6 protein-coding genes are annotated in these 11,907 nt (G+C 71.2%); 5 read left to right on the forward strand and 1 reads right to left on the reverse strand.

Features of this window, described 5'->3' with window-relative positions; all coding sequences use genetic code 11:
- The 5 genes from bcsA to QMX80_RS15760 all read left to right on the forward strand — a co-directional run.
- A partial coding sequence (gene bcsA, locus QMX80_RS15740) for a UDP-forming cellulose synthase catalytic subunit (protein ID WP_282278057.1) occupies window positions 1–2,353 on the forward strand: 2,353 nt, incomplete at its 5' end.
- Window positions 2,350–4,692, forward strand: coding sequence for a cellulose biosynthesis cyclic di-GMP-binding regulatory protein BcsB (gene bcsB, locus QMX80_RS15745; protein ID WP_282278059.1), 2,343 nt, complete (start codon window positions 2,350–2,352; stop codon window positions 4,690–4,692). The genes bcsA and bcsB, both read left to right, overlap by 4 nt.
- Window positions 4,692–8,264 carry a cellulose synthase complex outer membrane protein BcsC gene (bcsC, locus tag QMX80_RS15750; protein ID WP_282278061.1) on the forward strand — a complete coding sequence of 1,191 codons (3,573 nt, stop codon included), beginning with the start codon at window positions 4,692–4,694 and terminating at the stop codon, window positions 8,262–8,264. Before bcsB ends, bcsC begins: the two co-directional genes overlap by 1 nt.
- Window positions 8,265–8,351: 87 nt before the next feature.
- The gene (gene bcsZ, locus QMX80_RS15755) at window positions 8,352–9,485 is read left to right on the forward strand and encodes a cellulose synthase complex periplasmic endoglucanase BcsZ (protein ID WP_282278062.1); all 1,134 of its coding nucleotides are present in this window, start codon (window positions 8,352–8,354) and stop codon (window positions 9,483–9,485) included.
- A 139-nt stretch (window positions 9,486–9,624) separates the two neighbouring features.
- The gene (locus tag QMX80_RS15760) at window positions 9,625–10,416 is read left to right on the forward strand and encodes a DUF3667 domain-containing protein (protein WP_282278063.1); all 792 of its coding nucleotides are present in this window, start codon (window positions 9,625–9,627) and stop codon (window positions 10,414–10,416) included.
- A gap of 40 nt (window positions 10,417–10,456) precedes the next feature.
- On the opposite strand, the gene QMX80_RS15765 is transcribed toward QMX80_RS15760, so the two are convergent.
- Window positions 10,457–11,773, reverse strand: coding sequence for an NCS2 family permease (locus tag QMX80_RS15765; RefSeq protein WP_055765992.1), 1,317 nt, complete (start codon window positions 11,771–11,773; stop codon window positions 10,457–10,459).
- Window positions 11,774–11,907 lie beyond the last annotated feature (134 nt).

Here is an 11,907-nt window from a genome sequence, read left to right on the forward strand (position 1 = left end):
CCCCGGGGGGGGGCCAGCCCGGCGCCGCCAGGGCGCCGGGCGGCGCGGCGCCGCGGGCCGCGGCCGGCGGCGCTATCTGGACGCGCTGCGCGGCCTGCCACAGCGGGTCTGGACCAGCGCGGCATGGCAGCGCATGTGGAGTTTCCAGGCCGGGCTCTCGCCGCGCGCGCGGAGGTGGCTGACGATCGTCGCCGGCCTGGCGACGCTGGGCCTGGGGCTGCTGTGCATCACCCAGCCGTTCAGCTATTTCGCGCAGCTTGTTTTCGTGCTGCTGCTGTGGGGCATCGCCCTGCTGATAAAGCGCATGCCCGGACGCTACGCCACGCTGATCCTGGTGGTGCTGTCGATCACCGTGTCGTGCCGCTACCTGTGGTGGCGGTACACCGCCACGCTCAACTGGAACAGCAAGTTCGACCTGGCCTGCGGCATCGTCCTGCTCGCCGCGGAAACCTATTCCTGGCTGGTGCTGATGCTGGGCTACGTGCAGGTGGCCTGGCCGCTGCAGCGCAGGCCGTCGGCGCTGCCGCCTGATCCGCGCGACTGGCCCACCGTGGACGTGCTGATCCCGACCTACAACGAGGAACTGTCGCTGGTGCGGCACACGGTGCACGCCGCACTGGGCCTGGACTGGCCGGCGGACAAGCTGCGCATCCACCTGCTCGACGACGGCAGGCGCGCCGAGTTCCGCGAGTTCGCCGCGCAGGCGGGGGTCAACTACATCACCCGCAGCGACAACCGCCACGCCAAGGCCGGCAACCTCAACCATGCACTGACCCAGATCGACGGCGAACTGGTGGCGATCTTCGACTGCGACCACCTGCCGGTGCGCTCGTTCCTGCAGGTCACCACCGGCTGGTTCCTGCGCGATGCGAAGCTGGCGCTGGTGCAGACCCCGCACCATTTCTTCTCGCCCGATCCGTTCGAGCGCAACCTGCGCGTGTTCCGCCGCGACCCCAACGAGGGCGAGCTGTTCTACGGCCTGGTGCAGGACGGCAACGACCTGTGGAACGCGGCCTTCTTCTGCGGCTCGTGCGCGGTGCTGCGGCGCGCGGCCATCGACGATATCGGCGGCTTCGCCACCGAGACCGTCACCGAGGACGCGCATACCGCGCTGCGCCTGCACCGCAACGGCTGGAATTCGGCCTACCTGCGCATTCCGCAGGCCGCCGGCCTGGCCACCGACAGCCTCGGCGCGCACGTCAACCAGCGCATCCGCTGGGCGCGCGGCATGGTGCAGATCTTCCGCATCGACAACCCGCTGCTGGGCAAGGGCCTGAACCTGTTCCAGCGTTTCTGCTACGCCAACGCGATGCTGCACTTCCTGGCCGGCATCCCGCGGCTGGTGTTCCTGACCGCGCCGCTGGCCTTTCTGCTGCTGCACGTCTACATCATCTACGCGCCGGCGGTGGCGATCCTGCTGTTCGTGCTGCCGCACATGGCCCACGCCAACCTGACCAATTCGCGCATCCAGGGCCAGTGGCGCCGCCCGTTCTGGGGCGAGGTCTACGAGACCGTGCTGGCCTGGTACATCGCGCGGCCGACCACGGTGGCGCTGTTCAGTCCGACCAGGGGCAAATTCAACGTCACCGACAAGGGCGGCACCCAGGCCGGGGACCGCTTCGACTGGAAGGTCGCCCAGCCCTACCTGGTACTGGCGCTGCTCAACCTCGCCGGGCTGGGGTTCGCGGTATGGCGCTTCCTGCATGGCCCGGCCGACGAACGCGGCACGGTGATCGTCAGTTCGCTGTGGGTGCTCTACAACCTGCTCATCGTCGGCGGCGCGCTGGCGGTCGCGGCCGAGGTGCAGCAGGTGCGCCGCACGCACCGGGTCAGCCAGCGCCTGCCGATGGCGCTGCGCCTGCCCGACGGGCGCACCCTGCGCGGGGTCATGCACGACTACTCCAACGATGGCGTCGGCTTGGAACTGGCGCATGCGCCGGAGCGCGGGTTGGCTGCTGGCACACGGGTTTCCCTGCTGCTCGGCCGTGGCCGCCGCGAGTTCGCGTTCGCCGCGGTGGTCCAGCGCAGCGTCGGCGCGCGCCTGGGCCTGCTGCTGCGGTTCGAGAACGAAGCGCAGCGGGTGGAGTTCGTGCAGTGCACCTTCGCCCGCGCCGACGCCTGGTTGAACTGGCACGCCGGCTACCGGCCGATGAGCCTGCCGCGCAGCCTGTGGAGCGTGCTCAAGCTTGGCTGGCAGGGCTACCGCAGGATGGGCGATTTCGCGCCCATCGATCTCGACCGGCCAATGCACTGGAGCCGCCGCGCGCTGCGCTGGCTGGCCAGTTACGCGCCGCAACGTCCACTTCCTTCCTATCCGGCTGACCCAGCCGCTGACCCGGGGCTTCGTCCATGAGCATTTCCACTTCACTGCGCTGGTTGCTGCTGCCCCTGTTGGCGCTGCCCGTCGCCAACGGTTCGAGCGCGCCGCAGGCGGCACCTGCCGCGCCCCCGGCGGCGGATGCCGTGCCGGTACCTGCGCCCGCCACACCTGCCGCCACGCCGCAGGCGCCGGCGACGGTCTGGTCCGGCGCCGCGTGGCCCTGGCAGCGCGCCAGCACCCTGGCCCAGCTCGGCCGCCGCCAGGACACGCTGCTGTCCGGTGTGCGCAACACCACCACCTTCGAGTTCCAGGTGCGGCGCGACCGCCTGGCGCGCGAGGCCGAGCTCGACCTGAGCTTCACCCCGTCGCCGTCGCTGCTGCCCACGCTCTCGCACCTGCGCGTCTACCTCAACGACGCGCTGATGGACGTGGTGCCGATCGGCAACGACCAGCTCGGCCGGCCGGTGCAGGCCAAGGTGCCGCTGGACGCGCGCCTGATCGCCGACTTCAACCAGATCCGGCTGGAGTTCGTCGGCCATTACACCGACATCTGCGAAGAGCCGACGCACAGCTCGCTGTGGGTCAACCTGTCCAGCAACAGCACCCTGCGCCTGGGCGGCCAGCCGCTGGCGATGCAGGACGACCTGGCCAATTTCCCGCTGCCGTTCTTCGACCCGCGCGATAGCGCGCGGCTGGAACTGCCGGTGGTGTTCGCCGGCTCGCCGTCGGTGGCGCAGCAGCGCGCGGCAGCGCTGATGGCCTCGTACTTCGGCGGCATGGCCGGCTGGTGGCGGCAGGCGCGGTTCCCGGTCAGCTTCGACCGGCTGCCGGCGCAGGGCCACGCGGTGGTGATGGCGGTCAACGGCCGGTTCCCGTCGGTGATCGCCAAGCACGCGCCGGTGCAGGGACCGGTGATCGAACTGGTGTCGCTGCCCGATGACCCGCAGCGCAAGCTGCTGCTGGTGCTGGGCCGCAACGACGAGGACCTGCAGACCGCGGTGTCGGCCATCGCCGCCGGCAACGCGCTGTTCCGCGGCACCCGGGTGCAGGTGGACGAGGTCAAGCCGCTGGCGCCGCGCAAGCCCTACGACGCGCCGAACTGGGTGCGCACCGACCGCGCCGTGCGCTTCGCCGAACTGCTCGACTACCCGCAGCAGCTGCGCGCCAGCGGCATCGCGCCGCAGCCGATCGTGCTCAACCTCAACCTGCCGCCGGACCTGTTCATCTGGCGCAACCAGGGCATTCCGCTCAACCTGCGCTACCGCTACACGCCGCCGTTCAGCAGCGACGAATCGCGGCTGAGCGTGGGCATCAACGACCAGTTCATTTCCAGCTTCCCGTTGATCCGCCGTTCCGGCAAGCAGGGCCTGGAGGAGATCCGCCTGCCGGTGCTGACCTCCGACGCCGGTGCCGGCGACGGCAAGCTGCTGATCCCCGCGCTGAAGATCGGCGACCGCAACCAGCTGCGCTTCGACTTCAACTTCGCCAGCGTCATGGGCAGCGCCCAGCGCGACCATTGCCAGACCGTGCTGCCGCCCAACCTGCAGGCCGCGATCGAGGAGGACTCCTCGATCGACTTCTCCGGCTTCCACCACTACATGGGCCTGCCGGACCTGGCCGCGTTCGCGCTGAGCGGCTTCCCGTTCACGCGCATGGCCGACCTGTCCGAGACCGTGGTGATGATGCCGCCGCGCGCCAACGAGGCGCAGGTCGGCCTGCTGCTGAACCTGGTCGGCGGCCTCGGCGTGCAGAGCGGCTACCCGGCCTATGGCCTGCGCGTGAGCGATGACTGGAAGCAGGCCGCGCGGCTGGACGCCGACGTGCTGATGCTCGGCGAACTGCCGCAGGAGCTGCGCGGCAGCGACCAGCTCTCGCTGATGATCGACAACCAGCGCACCACGCTGCGCAACGGCCGGGTGAGCTCGCCGCAGGAAGCGGTGATCGAGGCCCGCCTGGGCAGCGCCGGCGCCGATGCGGCGGTCAATCGCGTCGGCGTCACCGCCGATGCGCCGTTCGCGGCCATCATCGGCCTGCAGTCGCCGCACCACGCCCAGCGCAGCATCGTGTCGCTGGCCGCGAGCAAGGAGGCGGACTACGCGCTGCTGGACGACGCACTGAGCGACATCGGCAAGCGCGAGGCCATCGCCGGCTCGGTGTCAATCCTGCGCAGCTCCGGCATCCACAGCCAGTTCGTCGGCGAGCATTACTACGTCGGTTCGCTGCCGTGGTGGCTGCTGCTCTGGTACCACCTGGCCGACCACCCGGTGCTGCTGGCGGTGCTGGCCACGGTGGTGGTGCTGATGGTGGCGTTCCTGCTGTGGCGCGCGCTGCGCTGGGTGTCGCAGCGCCGGCTGGAAGCGGCCGAGCACTGATGCCCCGCCGCCTTTCCCTGTCGATGGCGTTGCTGGCAGGCCTGGCCGGGATCGGCCAGGTGGCCGCGCAGGAGCTGCCGCCCACGCCGGCCGGCAGCCTCGCCTCGCAACGCCAATGGCTACTGCAGCAGGTGCGCATCGGCGAGGCCACCGGCCGCCAGCGGCTGATCGAGGACGCGCTGGCGCGGTTGCGCCTGCTGGCGCCGGACGACCGCGCCACGATGGTGGCGATCCTGGAAGTGCAGCTGTCGCAGCAGAAGATCGACGACGCCACCGGAACCCTGCAGCGCCTGCGCCAGATCGGTGCGGGCAGCCGCGAACTGATCGCCGGCGAACGGCTATGGGCGGCGTACCGCGGCGACATGCAGGCCGAACTGCAGCAGGCGCGCATGCTGGCCACCGGCGGGCGCAACGCCGAAGCGCTGGCGATCTATCGCCGGCTGTTCGACGACGACCCGCCGGGCATGCAGCTGGGACTGGAATACTGGCGCCTGCGCGGCGCCGAACCGGCCGGCCGGGCATTGGCGATCCGCCGCCTGACCGCGCTCGACGAGGCCTACCCCGGCAACACCGTGCTGCTGCAGACGCTGGCGCAGTTCCTGTTCGCCAGCGGCCGCGACGGCGAGGCGCTGGCGATCCTGGGGCGCATGGGCAGCAACCCCGAGGCGAGCACCTATGCCGCCGACGCGGAATGGGACTACCTGTCGTCCCGCCAGGCCGATGCGACCAATGTGCGCCGGCTGCAGTCCTTCATCGCCCGCTATCCGGGCTGGGTGCACCTGGACGACGCGCGCCGGCTCTACGACGAGCAGCGCAGGCGCGTGGGCAATCCGGCCTGGCTCGCGGGGCTGCGTGGTGGGCAGCTGCTGGACGCCGGCCGCAACGCGGAGGCGGAAACCGCCTTCCGCCAGGCCCTGCGCGGCTTCCCGCAAGAAGCCGATTTCCAGGGCGGACTGGGGTTGGCGCTGATGCGCCAGGGCCGCCGCGAACAGGCGCTGGAACAGTTCCAGACGGCGCAGCGGCTGCAGGCGGACACCAGCAACAGCGACAAGTGGCGCGACCTGATCGCCAGCACCCGTTACTGGCTGCTCATCGACCAGGCCGACGCCGCGCTGGAGGCCGGCGAACTGGATCGTGCGCAGTCGCTGTACGCGCAGGCGCGCCGGCAGCAGCCACGCGAGATCAACGCGCAGCTCGGGCTGGTCGACGTGGCGGTGGCGCGCGGCGACGATGCCGCGGCCGGCCGCGAACTGCAGGCCGCGCGGCGCATCGCGCCGAACGATCCGAACCTGGTGCGCAGGCTGGCGCAGTTCTACGGGCGCACCGATCCGGCGCAGCTGGAAAGCTACGTCGCCGGCCTGCCGCCGGCGCAGCGCGGGCTCTATGCAGAGGAGCTGCGCAGGCTGCGCCTGGCGAAGCTGCGCGAACAACGCGAGCGCGTGCTCGCGGCGGGCGACGTGGCCACCGCCATCGAGCTGGGGCGCGAGCTGCGCCGCGAGCAGCCGGACGACCCGTGGCTGGCCTATTCGCAGGCCAATGCGCTGCGCACCCGTGGTGCGGCCGAGGAGGCCGACGCGGTGATCGCCGAGATGGCCGGCAAGGCCGGCAACACGCCCGAGGCGCGCTATGCGCAGGCGCTGTACCTGTCCGGTTCGGATCGAATAGCGCCGGCACTGGCCGCGCTGGACGAACTGCCTTCCGCGCAGTGGAGCGACGACATGCGCGCGCTGGCCGCGCGCCTGCATCGCCAGCAGGCCACGGCGCGCGCCTGGGAGCTGCGCGCCGCCGGTCGCGAGGACGAGGCCATCGCCCTGCTGCGGCAACTGCCGCAGGACGCGGACATCCAGCTGACGCTCGCCGACTGGGCGCGCCTGCGCGGCGATCATGCGCAGGCACTGCAGCTTTACCGCCAGGTGCTGGATGCGCAGCCCGGCAATGTGGACGCGCAGTTGGGCAGCGTGCAGACGCTGATCGACAGCGGCGACCTGCAGGCCGCGCGCGCGCGCATGGCCGCTGCGCCACCCGCAGTGGAACCCGCCGACGTCGGCCAGCAGCGGCAGCTTGCCGCGATATGGTCCGGCCTGCACGACGATGCACGGGCGCTGGAGATACTGCGCGGCGTGCTGGCCGCCAAGACCGCGCCGGACCCGCAGGTGTGGCGCGATGCCGCGCGGCTGCTGCGCGCCGACGACCCGGAACAGGCGCTGGACATGTATGCCCGCGCGATGGAGGAGAACGGCCTGCTCGCGCCGCAGCAGGCGCAGCCGCGCGACGACCGCGCGCTCACCCGCGCCAGCCGCGAAACGGCCGGCGACGACTGGCTGCGGCGCAGCCTGCGTGGCGATGTGGAAACGCTGTACCAGCAGCAGAATCCGACGCTGACGGTGATGCAGGATTCGGGGCGGCGCAGCGACGGCACGCCGGGCATCTCGAAGCTCTCGCGCGACACGCGCATCGCCCACCTCGACGCGCCGTTCGCCGGCGGCCTGGGCTGGGCCAGGATCGAACAGGTGCACCTGGACGCGCGTCGTTTCGAGACCGACGCCAACGGCTTCCACGACCAGGATTTCGGCAGTTGCGAGTTGTACCTGCTGCGCGGCGACGGCAGCCGCCTGCAGGCGCCGGGCTGCGACACCCGCCTGCGCCAGCGCATGGATTCCGGCGCCGGCCTGGCGGTGGGCTGGCGCACGCTCGACGACCGCTGGAACTTCGACATCGGCCATACGCCCGCCGGCTATGCGGTCGGCAACTGGCTCGGCGGCGTCACCGTCAACGGCGACCTCGGCCGTTTCGGCTGGGGCGCGACGCTGTCGCGGCGGCCGATGACCAACTCGCTGCTGTCCCAGGCAGGCGCGGTCGATCCGCGCAGCGGCATCGTCTGGGGCGGCGTCACCGCCAATGGCGTCACCTTCAGCCTCGGCTACGACCAGGGCGGCCGCAACGGCGTCTGGTCGAACTGGAGCTGGCACCGCCTGACCGGCCGCAACGTCATGGACAACGACCGCGCCCGCGCGATGGCCGGCTGGTACCACAAGCTGGTGCAGCGCCCGGACCTGCGCGTGGACGTCGGCCTGACCGGCATGTACTGGCGCTATGCGCACGACCTGGGCGGCTATTCGCTGGGGCAGGGCGGCTACTACAGCCCGCAGCGCTATGCCTCATTGAGCGTGCCGGTGAGCCTGGCCTGGCGCAACGATGACTGGTCGGTGCGCGTGGACGCCTCGCTGGGCGTGTCCCGTGCGCACACCGCCTCGATCAGCCGCTTCCCGGAGCCATCGCTGATCGAGCGCGTGATCGAGCAGCTGCAGCCGCTGTATGGCCCGCTCACGCTGGATCCGGCCGGGCTGTACACCGCCGATTCCAGCAGCACCGGGACCGGCCACCGCCTGTACATGGCCGTCGAGCGACGGCTCGGCGACCACTTCGTACTGGGCGCGGCCGGCACCCTGCAGCGCAGCCAGGACTATTCGCCGAACACCTTCCAGCTCTATCTGCGCTATACGCTGAAGCCCTGGCAGGGCAACCTGCCGTTGCCGGTCTCGCCGCTGGTACCGTATGGCGAATTCCGCTAGCTCCCGCTCGAACCCGGTCGCCGCCAACAGGGCGACCGGAAAGGCGAGGGCGACGAATCACGGGCAATCGAGGCTGGAATCCGCGCGATGACGACACCTGCCGATCCAACACGCCGCGCATTGCTGCAGGCCCTGGCCGCCGCGCCGCTGCTGGGCGTGCTGCCGTCCGCCTGCGCCGCCGCCGGCTGGCCGGCCTGGCGGGTGCTGGCCGACAGCAGCCTGAGCGCCGACGGGCGCATGATCGACCGCAGCCAGGACGATCTGCGCAGCACCTCGGAAGGACAGTCCTACGCGTTGTTCTTCGCCCTGGTCGACAACGACCAGGCGCTTTTCGACCGGATCCTCGCCTGGACCGCGAACAACCTCGCCGGCGGCGACATGGGCAAGCGCCTGCCGGCATGGCTGTGGGGGCGCGATGCCAAGGGCGGCTGGAGCGTGCTGGACGCCAATCCCGCTTCCGACTCGGACCTGTGGCTGGCCTATGGGCTGCTCGAAGCCGGCCGGCTGTGGCATCGCCCGGCGCTGACGCGCACCGGCCAGGACATGCTGGCGCAGGTGCGGAGCACCGAAATCGTCGACCTCCCCGGGCTGGGGCCGATGCTGCTGCCCGGCCCGCAGGGCTTCGTCGAGGACGGCGCGACCCGGGTCAATCCCAGCTACCTGCCGCTGCCGTTGCTGCGCCGTTTCGCCGCGGTCGACCGCGATGGCCCGTGGGCGGCGCTGGCCGGCAACACGCTGGAACTGCTGCGGCAGACCGCGCCGCATGGCTTCGCGCCGGACTGGGCGGCATGGCGCGATGGCGCCTTCGTCGCCGATCCGGCCAAGGGCGCGGTCGGCAGTTACGACGCGATCCGCTGCTATCTGTGGGCCGGCATGCTGTCGCCGCGCGACCGCCTGTTCCGCGCACAGCTGCAGGCGCTGTCGGGCCCGTTGCGCCGGCTGCGCGATGGCGGGGCGATGTGGGAGAAGGTCGATACCCGCAGCGGAGCCGGCGAGGGCGAAGGCGGCTATGGCTTCCGTGCCGCCCTGCTGCCCTACCTGCTGGCGCAGGGCGAGCGGACGCTGGCGCAGGCGCTCCGGTCCAGCCTGCCGACGCCCGGGCAGCAGCGAAGCGATGCCCCGGCCTATTACGCGCAGATGCTGAGCCTGTTCGGCCACGGCTGGGCGGAAGGGCGCTACCGCTTCGCCGCAGACGGCCAGCTGCAGCCGCGCTGGCGCTGATCCGCCGGTGCTGCGTGCCCGGTGCCGCGCGCGCTGCGTCGTTGCATGCCAGCCACGCCCGCCTCGATGCCGATGATGGTCGCCGGCGAGGGCGCCGGTCTAGAATGCGCCCCTTCGACAGGGCAGGCAGCGCATGGGGATGCACGAGGAAAGCCACTGCATCAATTGCGTCCGCGCCGTCGCCGGCCCGCAACAGAAGTTCTGCCCGGACTGCGGCCAGCCCACGCCGGCGCGGCGCATCGACTGGGGGTACGTCGGCCATGAGCTGGAGCACGGCGTGCTGCAGATGGACCGCGGCCTGCTGTATTCGTTGAAGCTGCTGATGCTGCAGCCGGGCAGGCTGCTGCGCGACTACATCGAGGGACGGCGCGGCAACCAGGCCAAGCCGCTGCTGCTGGTCACCCTGACCGCCGCGGCGGTGGTGCTGCTGGGCCGTTTTGTCCTCGGCGAAGGCGTGGTGAAAGCGGTGGCGCACGCCGATGCCGCCGCCGCGGTGGAGGCCGGGTCCGCTGCCGCGCGGCACATGGCGCGGTTCACCGCCGCCAGCCAGTCGGTCGCCGGGTGGATCAACGCCAACTTCGCCACCTTCACCTTGTTGCTGCTGCCGATCGAGGCGGGCGTGAGGTGGGCGGTGTTCCGCCGCTACAGCCGGCTGAACTATCCCGAATGGCTGGTGATCTCCACGCTGCTGGTCTCGCAGACATTCGTCGTCTGGATGGCGTTGATCTCGCTGCATCGCTGGCTGCCGCAGCTGCTGCAGTGGGTCGCCTTGTTCGCGGTGGTCTACTGCGTGTTCTCGCTGGTGCAGTTCTTCCAGGGAAGGCCGGCGTGGCAGACGATATGGCGTGTCCTGCTCGCCGAGCTGGTGTTCGCGGTGATCGGCCAGGTATTGATGGCGGTGGCGATCTTCGCGCTCATGGTGGCCAGCTAGCACAGGCCGGCGCCGCTCCCGGGCGCGATGGCACAGGGGCTCACTCCAGCGCGAAACGCAGCACGAACAGTCCGGCCACCAGCCACAGCGCCGGGCGCGCCTCGCGCCAGCGGCCAGTGCCGGCCTTGAGCGCGGCATAGGCGATGAAGCCGAAGGCCAGGCCGTTGGCGATGGAATAGGTGAAGGGCATCGCCAGCGCACACAGCGCGGCGGGCACCGATTCGGTCAGGTCGCTCCATTCCACGTTGACCAGTTCGCGCAGCATCAGCCCGGCCACGAACAGCAGCGCCGGCGCGGTAGCGTAGGCCGGCACCATCGCCGCCAGCGGCGAGAACAGCAGCGCGGCCAGGAACAGCGCGGCAACCACCAGCGCGGTCAGGCCGGTGCGGCCGCCGGCCTGCACGCCGGAGGCGCTCTCGGCGAAGGCGGTGGTGGAACTGGTGCCGAGCAGCGAACCGGCGACGATCGCACTGCTGTCGGCCAACAGCGCGCGGCCGAAGCGCTTGCGGCCATCGGCCAGTTCCAGCAGGCCGGCGCGGCCGACCACGCCGTACAGCGTGCCAGTGGCATCGAACACTTCCACCAGCACGAACACCAACACCACCTGCAGCAGCACGGCGACGGGCGCGCCGCCGTCGTGGTGCAGCAGGCCGGGCAGGTCCAGCTGCAGGAAGGTCGGCGCCAGGCTCGGCGGCAGCGAGACCAGGCCCTGGTACTGCACGTCGCCGGCCAGCCAGCCGGCGGCGGTGACAGCGAGGATGCCGATCAGGATCGCGCCGCGCACGCGCCGCGCCTCCAGCACCGCGATCAGCAGGAAGCCGCCCAGCGCCAGCAGCGGCGGCACGGTATTGAGCGGCCCCAGCGCCAGCATCGTGTCCTCGTTGGCGACGATCACGTTGGACTTCTGCAGCGCGATGATCGCCAGGAACAGGCCGATGCCGGCGACGATGGCCGAACGCAGCGAGGCCGGGATGCCGGCCACCAGCCAGGCACGGACGCCGCTCAGCGACAGCGCCAGGAACACGAGGCCGGAAATGAACACCGCCGCCAGCGCCTGCTGCCACGGCAGCCCGGCCGAGCCGACCACGGTGAAGGCGAAGAACGCGTTCAGGCCCATGCCCGGCGCCATGCCGACCGGGAAGTTCGCCGCCAGCGCCATCACCGCCGAGCCGATCGCCGCGGCCAGGCAGGTGGCCACGAACACCGCGCCCGGATCCATGCCGGTGGTGCCGAGGATGTCGGGGTTGACGAAGACGATGTAGGACATCGTCAGGAAGGTGGTCAGCCCGGCCAATATCTCGGTGCGGACATCGGTGCCGTGCTGGCGGAGCTTGAACAGGCGGTCGAGCGGTGACATGGAAGCTCCGTGGCGGCGGGATGCGTTCTCGGTGAAACAGACGGGTGGGATGCCCGGCCGTGCGGCGCAGCCCCCCCGCGGGGGGGGGGCGGGGCGTGCCCGGCGCGGGCGCCCCCCAGGAACACACCCGGGCG

Origin of the sequence: Stenotrophomonas sp. PS02297, from assembly GCF_029959705.1 — a bacterium.
GTDB lineage: Bacteria > Pseudomonadota > Gammaproteobacteria > Xanthomonadales > Xanthomonadaceae > Stenotrophomonas > Stenotrophomonas nitritireducens.